The 17,779-nt window shown below is 72.2% G+C and carries 9 protein-coding genes and 1 tRNA gene; 7 read left to right on the top strand and 3 right to left on the bottom strand.

The window, feature by feature from the left end; translation table 11 throughout:
- The first annotated feature begins 59 nt into the window (after positions 1–59).
- Positions 60–3,215, top strand: coding sequence for an ATP-dependent helicase (locus ASG04_RS07875; protein WP_162241701.1), 3,156 nt, complete (start codon positions 60–62; stop codon positions 3,213–3,215).
- Positions 3,212–6,490 carry an ATP-dependent DNA helicase gene (locus tag ASG04_RS07870; RefSeq protein ID WP_235515478.1) on the top strand — a complete coding sequence of 1,093 codons (3,279 nt, stop codon included), beginning with the start codon at positions 3,212–3,214 and terminating at the stop codon, positions 6,488–6,490. Before ASG04_RS07875 ends, ASG04_RS07870 begins: the two co-directional genes overlap by 4 nt.
- 78 nt (positions 6,491–6,568) lie before the next feature.
- Here ASG04_RS07870 and ASG04_RS07865 read toward each other — a convergent pair whose 3' ends face one another.
- Positions 6,569–7,567, bottom strand: coding sequence for a phosphotransferase (locus ASG04_RS07865; RefSeq protein ID WP_056122162.1), 999 nt, complete (start codon positions 7,565–7,567; stop codon positions 6,569–6,571).
- Positions 7,568–7,698: 131 nt separating this feature from the next.
- Between ASG04_RS07865 and nudC the strand changes: the two genes are divergently transcribed.
- Both nudC and ASG04_RS07855 read left to right on the top strand, forming a co-directional pair.
- On the top strand, positions 7,699–8,634 hold the full coding sequence (gene nudC, locus ASG04_RS07860) for an NAD(+) diphosphatase (protein ID WP_056122158.1): 936 nt from the start codon (positions 7,699–7,701) through the stop codon (positions 8,632–8,634).
- Complete coding sequence (locus ASG04_RS07855) at positions 8,631–10,394, top strand: ATP-dependent helicase (protein ID WP_082517887.1); 1,764 nt, start codon at positions 8,631–8,633, stop codon at positions 10,392–10,394. The genes nudC and ASG04_RS07855 overlap by 4 nt, the downstream gene beginning before the upstream one ends.
- Here the strand turns inward: ASG04_RS07855 and ASG04_RS07850 are convergent.
- Positions 10,285–11,142 (bottom strand): TOMM precursor leader peptide-binding protein, encoded by an 858-nt coding sequence (locus ASG04_RS07850; protein WP_056122155.1) that lies wholly within the window; start codon positions 11,140–11,142, stop codon positions 10,285–10,287. The two genes, ASG04_RS07855 and ASG04_RS07850, sit on opposite strands and share 110 nt — an antisense overlap.
- Positions 11,143–11,186: 44 nt before the next feature.
- Positions 11,187–12,584, bottom strand: a complete 1,398-nt coding sequence (locus tag ASG04_RS07845; RefSeq protein WP_056122152.1) for a zinc-dependent metalloprotease — start codon at positions 12,582–12,584, stop codon at positions 11,187–11,189.
- Positions 12,585–12,710: 126 nt separating this feature from the next.
- Here ASG04_RS07845 and ASG04_RS07840 point away from each other — a divergent pair, with 126 nt between their 5' ends.
- From ASG04_RS07840 to ASG04_RS07830, 3 genes are all read left to right on the top strand, one after another.
- The gene (locus ASG04_RS07840) at positions 12,711–13,820 is read left to right on the top strand and encodes a PDZ domain-containing protein (RefSeq protein ID WP_056122149.1); all 1,110 of its coding nucleotides are present in this window, start codon (positions 12,711–12,713) and stop codon (positions 13,818–13,820) included.
- Between the two features lie 196 nt (positions 13,821–14,016).
- Entirely contained in the window at positions 14,017–17,079 is a 3,063-nt protein-coding gene (locus tag ASG04_RS07835) for a UPF0182 family protein (RefSeq protein WP_414835824.1), read from the top strand.
- 61 nt (positions 17,080–17,140) lie between these two features.
- Positions 17,141–17,217, top strand: a tRNA-Met gene (locus ASG04_RS07830).
- The last annotated feature ends 562 nt before the right edge of the window (positions 17,218–17,779 follow it).

The following is a 17,779-nucleotide window of genomic DNA, read 5'->3' as shown; positions in this document are numbered from 1 at the left end:
GCCAGCAAGAGGCGGCGCTCCGCATGGGTGATGTCGGCAGCGGTGGGTACGGTACCGACGTGCCACCGACCATCCTGACGCCCGCCCCCGCGCCGACGGGTGTGACGCGTGCCCTGGTCGACGACCCCGCGCAGCGGGCCGTGCTCGAGCTGCCCGACGGCCGGCACGCGGCCGTCATCGGCGCGCCGGGGACGGGCAAGACCTCGACGCTCGCGCGGCTGGTCGCGGCGCGGCTTCGACGTCCCGACGGCGTCAGCGCTGACGGGCACGCGGCCGTCCTGGCACTCACGTCGTCTCGGACCGCGGCCACCGCGTTGCGCGACCAGCTCGCGGCGACGGTCGAGCGGGTCACCCCCGGTGCCCTCGCGCGCACCGTGAACTCCCTGGCGTTCCAGATCGTCGCGCACGCCGCGGCCGTCCAGGGGCAGCCGGCGCCGACCCTGTTGACCGGTGGCGAGCAGGACCGCATCCTCGCCGACCTGCTCGCCGGGCACGAAGCCGACGGCACCGGTCCCGACTGGCCCGATCCCGTCACCGCCGTCGTCCGCGAACGCGCCGGCTTCCGCACGGCCCTGCGCGACGTCATGATGCGCAGTGTCGCCGCCGGGGTCGAACCGGACGACATGCGCGAGCTCGCCGACGACCACGGCCGTCCCGAGTGGCGGGCGGTCGGCGACCTGGTGGACGAGTACCGAGCCGCCCTGACGGCGTTCCGCACCACCAGTCTCGACGCCGCCGAGCTCGTCGCCTTCGCCACCGCCGCGGTCCTGCGTGGGACGGTTCCGCCGGCGGTCGCGGCGCTTCGACTCGTCGTGGTCGACGACACGCAGGAGCTCGTCGAGGGCGAGATCGCGCTGCTCGGGGCCCTGGCCCGTGCCGGCGTCCAGGTCGTGGCGTTCGGCGACCCCGACATCGCTGCGTCGGCCTTCCGGGGCGCGGAGCCCGACGTCCTCGGTCGACTCGCCGTCCGGCTCGGGGTGGACGCCGTGCAGGACGTCGTCCTCGGGACCGTGCACCGGCACCCGGCGGCCGTCCGCACCCTCGTGTCCGCCGTCACCGCCCGCATCGGCGCCGCCGCTGCGGGACGGCAGCGCACGGCGGTGGCCGCCGACACCGACGGCCGCCCCGACTCGGTGCTGCACCTCGAAGCGGGCAGCCGCTCGGCGCTGGTCGTCGCGGTGGCCCGCCGGCTCCGCGAACACCACCTGCTCGACGGCGTCCCGTGGCACCGGATGGTCGTGGTCACGCGCAGCGGGTCCGCGATCCCCGAACTCGTCCGCGCACTCTCGGTGGCCGAGGTCCCTGCCACCGCCGGGGCGGCGCCGACCAGGCCCCGCGACGACTCGGCGTCGCGCTCGCTCATCGACGCCGCGGCCGTCGCCCTCGGGGTGCTGCCGCTCGACGCCACCCTCGCGACGGCGTTCGCGACCGGCCCCCTCGGCGGGCTCGACACCCTCGCGATGCGCCGGCTCCGGCTGGCCCTCCGTCGCGAGGAACTCGCGGGCGACGGCACCCGGACCGCTGACGAACTCCTGGTCGACGCGCTCGGCGCCCCGGAACGTCTGGCCACCGTCGACGCGGCCTTCGCGCGCCGTGCGACCCGGCTCGCGCGCAGCCTGGTGCAGGCCCGTACCGACGCCGAGACCGGTGCCAGCATCGAGGAGATCCTGTGGGGGCTGTGGGAACGCAGCGGCCTGGCCGGGGTCTGGGGTGGGCAGTCCTCCGCTGGCGGGATCGGTGCGGGAGAAGCGGACCGGCACCTCGACGCCGTCGTCGGGCTGTTCACCGCCGCCAAGCGCTTCGTGGAGCGCACGCCGGACGCGCCGGCCCGGGTGTTCATCGACGACCTGCTCGGCGCCGACCTGCCCGAGGACAGCATCGGCCCCGACCGCACGGCGGGACGCGTCCGGGTGCTGACCCCCTCCGCGACGATCGGCCTCGAGACCGACGTGGTCGTCGTGCTCGGGCTGCAGGACGGTGTCTGGCCGAACACCCGCGTCCGCGGCAGCCTGCTCGACCCGGACGGCCTGGTCCGCGCCGCGCAGGGCATCGACCACACTGACGTCGACGACCGTGCTGCCGTCGTCGCGGACGAGCTCCGACTCTTCGCACGTGCCGTGTCCCGGGCGACGACCCAGGTCGTCATCGGCACGATCGCCAACGACGACGAGTCACCGTCACCGTTCGTCCGGCTGGTCCCGGTGCCTCCCGACCGTCAGCCGTCTGCCCACCCGCTGTCGCTGCGCGGCCTGGCCGGCTCGCTCCGCCGTCGCGTGGTGTCGACCGGCGACCACGAGGCCGCGTCGGCGCTGGCTCGCCTGGCCGAGGCCGAGGTCCCCGGGGCGTCCCCGGACGACTGGTACGGCACGGTCGAGCCGACGACCGAGGACCCCCTGGTCGACCTCGAGGGCGAGCCCGTCGACGACCCGGTGACCGGCGAACCGGCCGCCCCGACGGTCGCCGTGTCGCCGTCGCGCATCGGCACGTTCGAGGAGTGCCCGGTGCACTGGTTCGTGCAGACCTTCGGCGGCGGCGCTCCGAGTCCGGCGATGGGGATCGGCACGATCGTGCACGAGGCGATGGAGCACGCGACCGAGATCGACGTCGAGTCGCTCTGGGCACGCGTCGACGCCCGGTGGGGCGAGCTCTCGTTCGAGTCCCCGTGGATCGCCGACCGCGAGCGGGCAAGGACGCGCCGGATGGTCGAGGGGCTGAGCGACTACCTCCGTACCTTCGCCAGCGCGGGCAGGCAGGTCCTCGGTGCCGAGACCTCGTTCGCGCTCGTCACGGGCCCGGCGCGGGTGCGCGGCAGCATCGACCGCATCGAGGTCGACCCCGAGGGCCGCGTCAGCGTGGTCGACCTGAAGACCGGACGCTGGATGCCGAGTGAGAAGAACGACATGCCGGAGCACCCGCAGCTCGGGGCCTACCAGCTCGCGGTCGAGGACGGCGCGGTCGAGGGCGTCCCCGCCGGGTCCCCGATGACCGACGCCCGCCTGGTCTTCGTGCAGAACCCCCGCGGCGGGCACGCGTACTCTGAGCGGACGCAGCACGCCTTCGACGCCGAAGCACGCGAGGCCTACCGTGAACGACTGCACACCGTTGCGCGGGGGATGGCGGGACGGACCTTCGTCGCGAACGTCGACGACCACTGCGAGAAGGCACGGACGGGTGTGGAGTGCCGCATCCACGTCGTGGGCGAGGTGACCTGGTGACCGACGACCTCCTGACCGACACCGCACTCGGCGCCGCATCCGGCGCCGCCACGGGCATCGGCACCGTCCCGCGCCACGGCGCCGATGCGATCGCCGACGCCCTGGGTCGTCCCCGACCCACCGAACAGCAGCGCGCGGTGATCGAGTCGCCGCTCGCGCCCGCCCTCGTGGTCGCGGGTGCGGGCAGCGGCAAGACCGAGACCATGGCCTCCCGCGTGGTGTGGCTGCTGGCGAACGGGTTCGTCCGACCCGACCAGGTGCTCGGGCTGACCTTCACGCGCAAGGCCGCCGGCGAGCTCTCGATCCGGATCAACGACCGCATCCGCGCGCTCGAGGACGCCGGGTTGATCACCCCTGGCGACGCTTTCGAAGCGCCGACGGTGTCGACCTACAACGCCTTCGCGAACAGCGTCTTCCGCGAGAACGCGCTGCTGGTCGGACGGGACGGCGAGTCCCAGGTCCTCACCGAGCCGTCCGCGTGGCAGCTCGCGCGGCGCGTCGTGGTGGCCGCCCGGGACGACCGCCTGGCCGGCCTCGACCGGAACGTCGACACCGTCACCGCGGCGGTCGTCGCACTCGCCGGGGCAGCATCGGAGCACCTGGTCGAGCCGGCTCGCCTGCGGCGCTTCGCGATCGAGTTCGCCGGCCTGCTCGAGCTCCCCGGCAACCGGGGCAAGCCCTACGCCGCCATCACCCAGGCGGTCGCCGCCATCGGAGCGCTCGAGCCCCTGACCGACCTGGTCGAGGAGTTCCGACGCCAGAAGGTCGACCGCGGGTTCGTCGAGTTCTCGGACCAGATCGCGCTGGCGCTCGCCGCGAGCCAGGCGGCACCGCGCGTGGTCGACGACCTGCGCGCCCGGTTCCGCGTGGTCCTGCTCGACGAGTACCAGGACACGTCGGTGGTGCAGACCCGCTTCCTCGCCCGGCTGTTCCGCGCCCACCCGGTGATGGCCGTCGGTGACCCCCACCAGTCGATCTACGGCTTCCGCGGTGCGAGTGCGGCGAACCTCGCCCGGTTCCCGCGGGACTTCGGCGCGAGTGACGACGGCACCACGGACGGCGTCGATGCCCCTCGGACGTTCGCGCTCTCGACCAGCTGGCGAAACCCGGTCGACGTCCTCGCCGGCGCGAACGCGGTCGTCGCACCGTTGTCCGCCGCCTCCGAGGTCGACGTCGAACGGCTCTCGCCCAGACCCGGTGCCGACGCCGGCGTGGTCGACGCGGTGTTCACCGAGACCCTGCCGGAAGAGGCCGCCGCCGTCGCCGCGTGGTTCGCCGACCACCGGCGCCGGAACCCTGACGGCTCGATGGCGCTCCTGCTGCGCGCCCGGAAGGACCTCGCCGCGTTCACCGGGGCGTTCACCCACCACGGCGTGCCGTTCCACGTGCTCGGCACCGGCGGACTGTTGCAGCGCCCGGAGATCGTCGACCTCGTGGCGTGCCTGCGCGTGCTGCACGACCCGGCCGCTGGCAACGACCTGATCCGCCTGCTCGCCGGAGCTCGGTGGCGGGTGGGCGCCGCGGACATCCAGGCCCTGCACGCCCTGGCGTCGTGGCTGTTCAAGCGCGACCACACCCAGCAGCGTCTGGACGACGAGGTCACCGCGGCCTTCCGGGCGTCGGTCGCGGTCGGCGAACACGGATCCGTCGTCGACGCACTCGACTTCGTCGCCGTGGCGCCCGACGACCACGGCGCGCTCGAGGGCATCACCCCGGCGGGACGTGACCGGATGCGCAGCCTGGGGCAGCAGCTGGCGTCGCTGCGCTCCCGGGCAGCCGGCGACCTGGTCGACTTCGTGACGCTCGTCGTGCAGGAGATGCGCCTCGACATCGAGGTCGCCGCGCACGAACAGGGAAGCGCGGCCTACCTCGACGCCTTCATCGACGAGCTGGCCGGTTTCGTCGCGACCGACGACCGGGCCGACCTCGGCGGCTTCCTGGGCTGGATCGACGCCGCCGCGCGCCGGGACGACCTCGGCCCGCGGTCCGAGGAGCCCGAGGCGGGCACGGTCCAGGTCCTGACGATCCACGGCTCGAAGGGCCTCGAGTGGGACGCCGTCGCGGTGCCACGGATGGTCGAGGGCGCCCTGCCCGCGCGGCCCCAGGAAGGGTCGTCCGGGTGGCTCGGCTTCGGTCGTCTGCCGTACGAGTTCCGCGGCGACGCCGACGAGCTCCCGCGTCTCGCGTGGCGCGGGCACGACTCGCAGAAGGACGTCACGCTGGCGATCGAGTCGTACAAGGACGAGGTCAGGGCCCGCAACGAGGACGAGGAACGTCGCTTGACCTACGTCGCGCTGACCCGGTCGCGGCACGAGCTGCTCGTGAGCGGCTCGTTCTGGGCAGGGGGCGTCAAGCCGATGCAGCCGAGCCGCTACCTGGCCGACCTGGTCGAGGCCGGCGTGGTCGACGGCGCGGCCGTGCCCGAGACCACCGAGCACGAGACGAACCCGCTCGGTGACGCCGGCGCGACCCAGACCTGGCCCCACGTGCCGTTCGGCGACCGCGCACCCCGGGTCCTGGCCGCCGCCGATCGCGTGCGGAACGCCAACCCCGGTGCCTCGGGACGGTACGCGGCCGACATCGACCTGCTGCTCGCCGAGCGGCGTGCCACCCGCTCGGCGAAGCACCGGGTCGTGGTGCCGCACCGGGTGCCCGCGTCCGGGTTCAAGGACTACCTGACCGAGCCCGACGCGGTCGCCGAGCGCCTGCGACGACCGATGCCCGAGCGCCCCTACCGTGCGACCCGTCTCGGTACGCTCTTCCACCAGTGGGTCGAGCAGCGCGGCCGGTCCGGCGGAGCGCTCGAGACCCTCGACGCCTGGGACGGCGAACTCGACCTCGACGCCGACGAGGGGTCGACCGCAGCATCCGACGCCGCCGTCAGCGACGACGACGCCCGCCGGCTGAGCGAGTTCCAGGCGACCTTCGCCCGGTCACGCTGGGCAGCGTTGACCCCGGTCGACGTCGAGCGCGAGATCCACATCCCGTTCCTCGGGCACAGCGTCGTGTGCAAGCTCGACGCCGTCTACGAGATCGACGGCCGGTTCGAGGTCATCGACTGGAAGACGGGGAAGGCGCCCAGCGGCGCACAGGACCTGGAGCGCCGGCAGCTGCAGCTCGCGCTGTACCGAGTGGCCTACGCCGAGTTCACCGGGCGCCCGGTCGACGACGTCGACGCGGTGTTCTACTTCGTGGCGGACGACCTCGAGATCCGGCCGACCGAACTGTTGGACCGCGCCGGGCTCGAACGAGCATGGCGGGTCGCCGTCGGTTGACCCACCCGGCGGGACGCGCGCGGCGGACCCGCACCGGGCCTCCCGACAGGACGGACCGGGCCGCAGGACCGACCGAGGTCAGCCGTGCTTGCGCTCGGTCGTCGACAGCAGCTGCTCGACCTCGCCGATCTCCATCGTGTCCGGCGACACCGACTGCAGCGGCGGCGTGGACGGCGCGTGCACCGCGTCGACCAACCGGTGCATCATCGCGACCGCGTCGTCGACGACCTCGGTGCTCTTGGCCTGCACGCCGTGCAGCAGCCACTGCGCCGTCTCGAGCTCGTGGTGGACACGGGCGCGCTGCGCGAGCTGCCGGTCTCGACCGCCGCCGTTCGCCTCGTACGCACTGAGGACCGTGGGGAACGCCTCGCGCGGCCCGGCGAGCACCCAGGCCAGGTCCTTCGCCGGGTCGCCCAGCCGCAGTTCGCCCCAGCCGAGCACGCCGGTGACGGCATCGCCCTCGACGAGCAGCGACTCCGTGCCGACGGCGCCGTGCACGACGGTCGGCGTGAACTGCCAGAGCTGCTGGTCGCGGGCCGCGCCCTCCCAGCGTTCCTGGAGCGCGGCCGGCACGAGCTTCGTCGCGACGGCGCGGTCCATGACGGACACCGCGGACCGCAGGATCTCGAAGGGGGTCAGCGACGGCAGTCCGGCGTCGGTGACGAAGCTCGTGGGGAGCTGGTGGACCGCCGCGAGGGCCCCGCCGACGGCGGTGGCGAGCGCAGGGCGCTCACCCAGGGCGCGCAGCGTCGGGTGCGCGCCGGGCACGTAGCCGGTCACGATGGCGCGGGTGGAGCCGATCGGCGCCTGGCCCCGGTACTCGGGGACGGCGAACGGGAGGCGCGACCGGATCCCGGCGCTCAGCGCGCGGATCGCGAGGAGGTCGGCCGACTGCCGTGCTTCCGCCCGCTGGTTGCGCGGACGTCGGATGACCGACTGGACGCCGTCGGCGTGTCGGATGAGCGCCGACTCGTAGTCGCCGGCAGCGACCGAGCCGAGGGTGCGCGTGCCCGTGACGACGAGTCCTGGGACGGCTGTCGTCGCCAACGCCGCTAGAGTGAACTGGGATCCCGCCATGCCCTCAGGGTAGGTCCGCCGACGACCCAGACCGTGCGCGCCACACCGTGTGCACCGGCCCGTGCGCACATCCAGCCGTGTCCACTCCCACTGGCCCGGTCCCGACACGACACCGACCCGAGGAGTCCCACGTGACCGTGGAGTTCGCCGCTCGCCTCCCGCTCGCCCGCAACGAACTCGACCGCGACGCCGAGTTCCGCACCACCCCCGATGTCGGGCGCGTCCTGCGCGACGACACCGCCACCCGGTTCCTGCCCGTCCACGGCGCCGCGATGCTGCGGAACGCCGACGGCACCCTGCGGTTCGTCGACGCGGCCGACGTGCCCGAGTCCGCACCGCTCGTCTACCTCGGTCGCTCGCTGGCCGACGCCGCGGACGCCCCCGCCGGCACCCGGTTCGCCGCGGTCCTGGTCGACGCCGACACCGCGTCGCGGATCGAGCCGGACACCGACGCGTGGGAGAACCTGCGGATGTTCAGCACCGAGCTCTCCGCTCGCGACCAGGGCCTGGCGGTCGAGGCGGTCGCGATGGCGAACTGGCACGCCGTCCACGGGTTCTCGCCGCGCACCGGTTCGGACACCGAGGTGGTGACGGGCGGTTGGGTCCGCCGTGACGACCAGGGCCACGAGCTCTTCCCGCGCACCGACGCCGCCGTGATCGTGGGCGTGGTCGACCGCGACGACCGCATCCTGCTCGGGTCGAACGCCGCGTGGGACCAGGACCGCTACTCGCTGCTCGCCGGGTTCGTCGAGCCGGGCGAGTCCCTCGAGGACGCCGTCCGCCGCGAGGTGTTCGAGGAGTCCGGTGTGCACGTCGAGGAGCCCGAGTACCTCGGTTCGCAGCCGTGGCCGTTCCCCGCGTCGCTCATGGTCGGCTTCCGGGCCCGTGCGCTCGACGGCGACCCGTCGACGGTGCGTCCGGACGGCGTCGAGATCCTCGACGTGCAGTGGTTCTCGCGCGAGGACATCCGCGAGCGCGCTGGTGACACCCTGATGCTGCCCGGCCGGACGTCGATCGCACGGGCGATCATCGAGGAGTGGTACGGCGGCCCGCTGGACCTGCCGTGACGCCAGCGTCGCCCCCGGCCGGGCAGCGCCCGGCTCCGCAGTCCTCGCCTCCGTCGCCGGAGGCCCTGCTGGCCGCGCTCGACGCCGAGCAGCGGACCGTCGCGACCACCCTGCTCGGTCCGGTCGCCGTGCTGGCCGGTGCCGGCACGGGCAAGACCCGGGCGATCACGCACCGCATCGCGTACGGCGTCGCGACGGGGACCTACTCGCCCGGTCACGTCCTCGCGCTGACCTTCACCACCCGGGCCGCCGGCGAGCTCCGCAGCCGGCTCCGCGCGCTCGGCGCCGGTGCGGTCCAGGCCAGGACCTTCCACGCCGCGGCGATGAGCCAACTGAGCTACTTCTGGCCGGACACCGTCGGCGGGCATGCGCCCCGGATCGTCGAGTCGAAGGCACGGATCATCGCGCACGCGGCGGACACGGTCGGGATGCACGTCGACAAGCCGGTGCTGCGGGACCTGGCGGCCGAGGTCGAGTGGCGGAAGGTGCAGCGCCTGACCGTCGACGAGTACGAAGCGGCTGCGGCCGACCGGGTGATGCCGCGTGACACGACCCCGGCGCGGGTCATCGACCTGATGCGTGCCTACGAACGGCTCAAGGACGACCGCCACCAGATCGACTTCGAGGACGTGCTGCTCGCGACGCTCGGGATGGTCGAGTCCGAGCCCCGGGTGGCCAGCTACGTCCGGCAGCAGTACCGGTTCTTCGTGGTCGACGAGTACCAGGACGTCTCGCCCGTGCAGCACGACCTGCTCCGCGCCTGGCTCGGCGACCGGCAGGACCTGTGCGTCGTCGGCGATGCCAGCCAGACGATCTACTCGTTCGCCGGCGCGTCCAGCCGCTACCTGCTCGGCTTCGGGTCGGAGTTCCCGCGCGGGTCCGTGCTGCGGCTCGAGCGCAACTACCGGTCGACGGTGCAGGTGGTGCACGCGGCGAACGCCCTCATGCGGGGCCGACCCGGCGCGCTCGACCTCGCCGCCCAGGACCCCGAGCCGGGACCGGACCCCGTCGTCGTGCCGTGCGTGCACGACGGCGACGAGGCACAGACGATCGCCCGGCGGATCACCGAGCTCGTCGGTGCCGGTGCCGCGTACGGCGACTGCGCGGTGCTGTTCCGTGTCGGCGCGCAGTCGGCGGCGCTCGAAGCGGCACTCGGCAGGAACGGGGTGCCGTACCGGGTGCAGGGCGGCACACGGTTCTTCGACCGACCCGAGGTGAAGCTCGCCGTGCACCACATGCGCGGCGAGGCGATCCGCCAGACCGACGACGAACTGACCCGACGGGTCGGACTCGTGCTGCAGGTCAGCGGCTGGACCCCGACCGCGCCGGAGGGGACCGGTGCGGTCCGCGAGCAGTGGGAGGCGCTGCAGGCGATCATGGGGCTGGCCGAGGACGCCCCTGCCGGCACGAGCATGCAGGAGTTCACCCAGGACCTGGTCGACCGTGCGGCGACGCACCACGAGCCCGACCTGGACGCGGTGACCCTGTCGACACTGCACTCGTCGAAGGGTCTGGAGTGGCCGAACGTGGTCATCGCCGGTGCCGCCGAGGGCCTGCTGCCGATCTCGCACGCCACCACCGAGGACGAGGTCGACGAGGAACGCCGGCTGTTCTACGTCGGGCTGACCCGTGCACGGCGCACCGTCACGATCACGTGGTCACGGCAGGGGTCCACGCGCGGGGGTTCCCGGGCGCCGAGTCGGTTCCTGGCAGCGCTCGACACGCGCACCGGGGGTGCGGTGCCGTCCGACGACGCGTGACCGACAGGTCGTCCCGCTCGAACACCAGCTGGTCGATGCCCGGCCGTGCCGTGGTCCGGGGGAGCCGCTCGACCACGAGTCGCGTCACCGCCGCAGCGATCGCCCCGGAGCGGTAGGGCGACAGGGCTGCGGCCGGACGTCCCCAGACCTGCGCGGCGATGGCCGGCCATGCGGGGTCGTCGTCGACGTGCGCGTACTCCAGGCACTGCAGGCACGGCCCCGCGCCGGGCACCAGGAACGGCCCGATGCGCACCCGCCCGTCGCTCACGACGACGGGCAGGTGCGGGACACCGCGGCGGGTCCAGGCGGCACGCAGCGCAGGGTCGACGACGTGGTCGGCGACGAGCACCGCGAGCTTGGGCTCCGGGTCCGGGAGGGTGACCGGTCCGCCCCGGGGAGCCGTGGTCCGGACGACCGTGACGCCCTCGCCCGTCAGGTAGGCGTCCACCGCGTCGGCCACCCGCCCGGTGCCGTGCACCTCTGCGCGGACGAGCGGTTCGGGGATCATGTCGAGCACCGCGGGGGATGCCGCACCGAGCACGTGGGCCGCCACCTCGGGCCGACAGCCGACGCTGGTGGCGACACCGGCCAGGGCGTCACGGCCGGTCTCGGCTCGGAGTGCCAGCAGGAAGCGTTCCTCGGCCGTCGTGGGGACCGCCACGACGGCGCGCGGCGGATCGACCCCGAGCTGCACCGTCGACGGGTCGCGCCAGACGAACTCGAGTGTCGGATCGATGCGGATGCCCATGGCTCCACCGTGTCGGAAGCGACCCGGTGGGCGGGCACCCGTCGTCAGATCTGTGGAGAACGCCCGGGGCCGTCGGCGTCCGGGTCCTCGATCCCGCCGGACTCGTCCTCGTGCGGTCGCGATCCCGTCGAGTCGTTCAGCAGGTCCTCGAGCGCCCGGTCGAACTCGTCGTCCGCCGGGGTCTGACCCGGGCTGCGCAGTCGTGCGACGAGCGCGTCGGGTGCGTCGATGTCGTCGGTGCCCGGGACCAGGTCGAACGCCGCCCACAGGGCATCGCGCTGCTCCGAACCGAGTTCGTCAGTGACGCGCTGCCACATCGCCGCGGCTTCGCGCAGGCGGCGCGGGCGCAGCTCGAGGCCGACCAGCGTGGCGAAGGCGGACTCGGCCGGACCACCGGCCGCCCGGCGGCGACGCACGGTCTCGGCGATGGCACCGGACCGGGGCAGCCGTGCAGTGGCGGCAGCGGTGACGGTGTCGACCCAGCCCTCGACGAGCGCGAGCATCGTCTCGAGCCGCGCCAGGGCGGCGTCCTGCTCCGGGGTGCGGGGCGGGATCAGCGCACCGGAGGCCAGGGCATCGCGGAGCTGCTCCTGATCGGTCGGGTCGATGTCGGCGGCCAGCTCCTCGACCCGGTCGAAGGGGATGTGGATGCCGCGGGCGTACTCGGTGATCGAGGAGATGATGTGCAGCCGGAGCCAGCGGGCGGACCGGAAGAGCCGGGCGTGGGCCAGTTCGCGGACGGCCAGGTAGATGCGGACCTCGTCCTCGGGGACGTCGAGTCCCTTGGCGAACTCCGCGACGTTCTGAGGGAGCAGTGCGGCGACCTGCTCGTCGAGGAGCGGCACGCCGACGTCACCGCCGGACACGACCTCCTTCGACAGCTGTCCGACGACCTGGCCGAGCTGGATCGCGAACAGGGCGCCACCGACGCCGCGCATCGCCTTGGACACGTCGCCGAGCATCGCCTTGAGCTCTTCCGGGGCACGCTGGTCGATCGCCTCAGTCAGGGCGTCCGCGATGCTCGCGGCGACGGGCTCGGCGATCTGCGCCCACACCGGAGCCGTCGCCTTCGCCCACTGCTCACGCGTGTACAGGCTCGGGGTCGCGGTCAGCTCGGCCACGGTCGTGACCTCGTCGAGCCAGAGCGCCGCCACCTGGAACGCCTGGTCGCTCGCCTGGCTGGTCGCCGGGTCGACGCCGTGCGAGCCCTCCTTCGCGATGGCGGCCGCGCGCTCCGACGTCACCGAGAAGTCGATGCCGTCGCCGCCGTGCTGTGCGGCCTGCTGGAGTTGGCTCATCAGGTTGGCGACGAAGGCCGGGTCGTTCGGCAGCCCGGCGGCACCCGCGAGCTGGGACGGGTCGATCTGTCCCTCGCCCGCGAGGAGCTTGCGGAGCATCTCCTGGAAGTCGTCGTCCGGCCCCGGCTGCGGTTCATCAGGCATGCCGACTACGCTAATCCCCGCTCGTGGGGCCGCACCTGGGACGGCCCCGTGGGAACGCCCATCCGGCTGCGCCGAGGGCGAACAGCCGGGCCGCGCGGCCCGCCAGTGCCCTCCGGAAGGACCCCGTTGACCCTCTTCGCGCCCGAGCCCCGTCGCCGCTCCCGCTCCCGCACGGTGGGTTGGGTCCTGGTCGTGGGCGCCGTCGTGCTGGCGATCGTGGCGAGCATCCTGCCGAGCCCCTACGTGATCGAGCTCCCCGGCCCGGTGTTCAACACCATCGGCACGCAGCAGCAGGGCACCGGCAAGGACGCGAAGCAGGTCGAGCTCATCGAGGTCCGGGGCCGCGAGACCTACCCGACCTCGGGTGCGCTGGACATGCTCACCGTGAGCGTCGAGGGCACCGCGACGCAGCGGCCGGCCTGGACGAGCGTCATCCGGGCGCTGTTCACGAAGTCCCAGGCGGTCGTCCCCGCCTCGGTGATCTACCCGCCCGGCACGACGACCGAGCAGGTGAACGAGCAGGACGCCGCCGACATGACGAACTCGCAGCAGTCCGCCGTCGCCGCGGCGATGATCCAGCAGGGCATCGCGGTCCCGACCGAGCTCGAGGTCGGCACGGTGGGTGAGGGCACCGCCGCCCAGGGCACGATCCGCAAGGGCGACGTCATCACGGCGTTCGACGGCACCGCCCTCACCACCGACGCCGACGCCACGACGCTGCGCGACCTGGTCGCGAAGCACGGCACCTCGTCGCCCGCCACGGTGACGATCACCCGCGACGGCGCGTCCCGCGACGTGCGGGTCACCCCGCGCGAGCAGAGCGGCACCGCGCTGCTGGGCGTCGGCGTCGTCGTGCGGTACGACTTCCCGTTCGACGTGAAGATCCAGCTGCAGGACGTCGGCGGTCCCTCGGCGGGCATGATGTTCGCGCTCGGGATCATCGACGAGATCACGCCCGGCAAGCTCAACGGCGGCAAGCACGTCGCGGGTACCGGCACCATCACCGCCGACGGTCAGGTCGGTCCGATCGGCGGCATCCGGCAGAAGCTCTACGGGGCGGCGGACGCGGGCGCGACGGTCTTCCTGGCGCCCGCGTCGAACTGCAACGAGGTGGTCGGCCACGTCCCCGCGGGCCTCGACGTCTACGCGGTGAAGACCCTCGACCAGGCGGTCACCGACCTGCAGACCATCGCCAGCGGGAAGAGCACCGCCGGTCTGGCGACCTGCGGTTCCTGACCACCGACTGCGGAACCCGACACATGCGCGACGCTCGTCGCGTGGCGGAGTCCGCCGGGCCTCCAGTCCGGACAGGAGGACCGGGGGACTTCCTGAGGTCGGGTACAGGTTCGCTGTCGGTGACGTCCCATAGGATCGTGGGACTGACGGCCCGGTGCGCCGGGCCGGCCGGTCCGACACGTCTGGAGCACATCACGTGACGACACCCTCGTCCACCTCGTCCACCGCGGGACGGCGTTCGCCGCGTGTCCCCATCGTGGTCACGATCATCGTGCTCGCCGCACTGGTGATCGCCTTCTTCATCTTCGCCAGCCTGTACACCGACTACGCGTGGTTCGCGCAGCTGGGGTTTCAGCAGGTCCTCACCACCCGGTGGCTGGCGGGTTCGGCGATGTTCCTCGCCGGGTTCCTCGGCATGGCGATCCCCGTCTACGTCAGCATCCTGCTGGCGTTCCGGCTCCGCCCCGTCTACGCGAAGCTCGGCTCGCAGCTCGACCGCTACCAGCAGGTCATCGAGCCGCTCCGCCGCGTCGTGATGATCGGCATCCCGGTGGTGCTCGGCATCTTCGCCGGGCTGGCGACGGCTCCGCGGTGGAGCATGGTCCTCGAGTACTTCAACCGGACGCCGTTCGGCAAGACCGACCCGCAGTTCGGGCTCGACATCAGCTTCTACGTCTTCGAGCTGCCGTTCTGGCGCTCGGTCGTGGCGTACGCGTCGGCCGTCGTGCTCATCGCCGGGCTCGCCGCCGTCGCCGCCAGCTACCTGTACGGCGCCATGCGCTTCGGTGGTCGCGAGGTCCGCATCTCCCGTGCCGCGCGCGTCCAGCTCTCGGTGACCGCGGCGGTCTACATCGCCCTCCAGGCGGTCAGCCTGTGGCTCGACCAGTACGCGGCGCTCACCAAGAGCAACTCGCTCATCACCGGTGCGCAGTACACCGAGGTGAACGCCACGATCCCCGGTCGCGAGATCATGGCGGGCATCGCGGCGATCGTCGCGCTCCTGTTCATCGTGACGGCGGTCATCGGGCGCTGGCGCATCTCCATCGTCGGCACCGGGCTGCTGCTCGTGTCGGCCATCGTCATCGGCGGCATCTACCCGTGGATCGTCCAGCGTCTGCAGGTCGCTCCGTCCGAGCGCTCGTTCGAGTCGGCGTACATCCAGCGCAACATCGACGCGACGCGTGATGCCTACGACGTTTCGGGGGTCAAGGAGTCCGACTACGACGCCACCACCGAGACCGCCACCGGTGCCCTCGCCGAGGACGCCCAGACCACGACGAACATCCGGCTGATCGACCCGAAGATCGTCTCCGACACGTTCAGCCAGCTGCAGCAGTCGCGGCAGTACTACCAGTTCCCGGACGAGCTCGACGTCGACCGCTACGACATCAAGGGCCAGACCGAGGACACGGTGATCGCGGTCCGCGACATCGACCTCGACGGGCTCAGCAGCGCCGCCAACACGCAGTACAACCGAACGTTCGTGTACACGCACGGCTTCGGTGTCACTGCGGCGTACGGCAACCAGCGCGCGAGCGACGGCAAGCCCGTGTTCCTCGAGTCGGGGATCCCGACCACCGGGGCCCTCGGCGACTACCAGCAGCGGGTGTACTTCGGCGAGACCTCGCCGCCGTACTCGATCGTCGGTGCGCCCAAGGGCACGAAGAACGTCGAGCTCGACTACCCGTCCGGCTCCGACGACTCGAACGACGCCAACGGCGGCAACGCGACGACGACCTACCAGGGCAACGGCGGGCCGAGCATCGGCAACTTCTTCAACCGTCTGGTCTACGCGGCGAAGTTCCAGTCCGAGCAGATCCTGCTGTCGAACGCGGTCAACCCGGACTCGCAGATCCTCTACGACCGCGACCCGATCACCCGTGTGCAGAAGGTCGCGCCCTACCTGACCCTGGACAGCGACGCCTACCCGGCGATCGTCGACCACCGTCTGCAGTGGATCGTCGACGGGTACACGACCAGCGACGCCTACCCGTACTCGCAGAGCCAGAGCCTGTCGGACAGCATCAACGGCACCGAGACCTCGAGCTTCCGCACCGACCAGGTGAACTACATCCGGAACTCGGTGAAGGCCACGGTCGACGCCTACACGGGCAAGGTGACGCTCTACAGCTGGGACACCAAGGACCCGGTGCTCAAGACGTGGCAGAAGATCTTCCCGACGGCCACCAAGCCGGTGTCGCAGATGAGCGCCGAGCTCCTCGACCACGTCCGCTACCCCACCGACCTGTTCAAGGTGCAGCGCTCGATCCTGGGCACGTACCACGTCACGAACGCGAACTCGTTCTACTCGGGTGACGATGCGTGGACGACTCCGTCCGACCCGACGGCCACGTCCAACGGCAGCGACACCACGAACACCACCACGACCACGACGACGAACGCCCTGGGCACCCAGACGACGGCGGCACGGGCCGACCAACAGGACCCGTACTACCTGACCATGAAGGTGCCGGGGCAGGGGACCGCCTACACGCTCTACACGACCTACATCCCACAGCAGACGGGGTCGAACGCGCGGAACGTGCTGACCGGGTACCTCGCGGTCGACTCGGACGCGGGCGGATCCGGCAAGGGCAAACGTGCCTCCGGGTACGGCAAGCTCACACTGCTGACCATCCCCAAGACGGACAACATCCCCGGTCCGCTCCAGGTGCAGAACCTGTTCAACTCGGACACCACGGTGTCGCAGGAGCTGAACATCCTGAAGCGTGGGAACAGCACGGTCAAGCAGGGCAACCTGCTGACGCTGCCGGTCGGCGGTGGCTTCCTCTACGTGCAGCCGGTCTACGTCCAGTCCACCTCGAGCGGCTCGTACCCGCTGCTGCAGAAGGTCCTGGTGGCGTTCGGGGACAAGATCGCGTTCGAGGACACGCTCGACGAGGCGCTCAACCAGCTCTTCGGAGGCGACTCCGGTGCGGCCGCGGGTGACCAGGGCGCGTCGAACGGGTCCTCGGACTCGGGTTCGGGCACCGGGTCGGACTCGTCGGGTGGTTCGTCGGACTCCGGTTCGACGGGCTCGGGTTCCGGGTCGTCCGGTTCTGGCTCGACGGGCTCCGGCTCGAGCACCCAGAGCCCGGAACTCCGCCAGGCTCTGGCCGATGCGAGTGCGGCGTTGCAGGACCGCCAGCAGGCCTACGCCGACAACGACCTGGTCGCTGCGGCCGAGGCGGACAAGCGTCTGCAGGCGGCGATCCAGGCTGCCGTCTCGGCCGAGGGTGACTCCGGGTCGGGCAACTGACACGCGGGCGGGGTTCTCGATTTGGCACCCCGCCCGACCCCGTGTAGGCTTACATACGTGCCGCGGGGTGGAGCAGTTCGGTAGCTCGCTGGGCTCATAACCCAGAGGTCGTAGGTTCAAATCCTGCCCCCGCAACCAACGCGTCACAAGAAGCCCCGGTCCATCAGGACCGGGGCTTCTTGCGTCACAAGAAGCCCCGGTCCATCAGGACCGGGGCTTCTTCGTGTGCCCAGTGCCCGATGCCCAGTGCCTCGTGCCCGGTTTCCGACTGCCTGGTGTCGGAAGCTCCGTTCGAGGTGTCGTCTCCCCGGTTGGTACCGCTCGTGCACCGGGCTTCCGTCTGCCGGCACCCCCCGTGACACGGAATTCCTCATCGCGAACCGGGGCCGTCGCGCGCATGTTCGCGAACGGGCGGATCCTCCCGGTTCCGTGAACGGCAGCCCGACGTTCCTGCCCGTTCGGCGAGGCGTGTTCGTGCGCGTGAGCCAGCGCCCTGACGTGATCCCTCCGACGTCGAGCGGGCGGAGTACCCGGGTGCCGCCGGTGCGGCGCGCGCGTTCCCGCCCGCTCGAGATGGACCAGGCCGATCGGATGGACGTCCCCAACCGTCCCAGCGCGAGCGGGTGGAGTCCCCGGGCCAGGCGTGGAGGGACCCGGCGTTTCCGCCCGTTCGGCGCGGTTGGTTGGGAGCGGGGTCTGG

The sequence above is a fragment of the Curtobacterium sp. Leaf183 genome (assembly GCF_001424385.1).
Lineage (GTDB): Bacteria > Actinomycetota > Actinomycetes > Actinomycetales > Microbacteriaceae > Curtobacterium.
The sequence above is the reverse complement of the archived record's forward strand: the minus strand, read 5'-3'. Positions and strand labels throughout refer to the sequence as shown.